The organism is Paenibacillus sp. SER-28, assembly GCF_052906305.1.
The window spans coordinates 1-278 of sequence record NZ_JBRECM010000063.1 but is presented as its reverse complement, the minus strand read 5'-3'; the positions used below and the strand labels follow the sequence as shown (position 1 = coordinate 278).

The following is a 278-nucleotide window of genomic DNA, read 5'->3' as shown; positions in this document are numbered from 1 at the left end:
ACATAGGAATCGCCCGCCTTGAGCACGCGGGGCGGGGCGCCATCGATCAGGAGTTCAAAGCCGCCTTCGATCAGATAGCCGGATTCGGGGCCTGGATGGGTGTGACGGCCGATCCCGAGATTGGGCGCAATCTCGGCAATGCCGATGATTGTCTCGTATGCGGTTCCGGGCACGTCGAAACGCTGTAGCGGAATACGCTTGATGGCCTGTGTCTGGTTGGTCGCCGCCGGCAGGCTCTGCTGTGCCTTCGCGGGTGCTGCATAAGCGCAGGCCAAGGC

Annotated in this window: 1 protein-coding gene; it reads right to left on the bottom strand. The window is 62.9% G+C overall.

Going from position 1 to position 278, the window contains the following annotated elements:
- Window positions 1-278: cupin domain-containing protein (locus ACUYLD_RS25645; RefSeq protein WP_446676236.1), on the bottom strand; the 278-nt coding region annotated here is incomplete at both ends.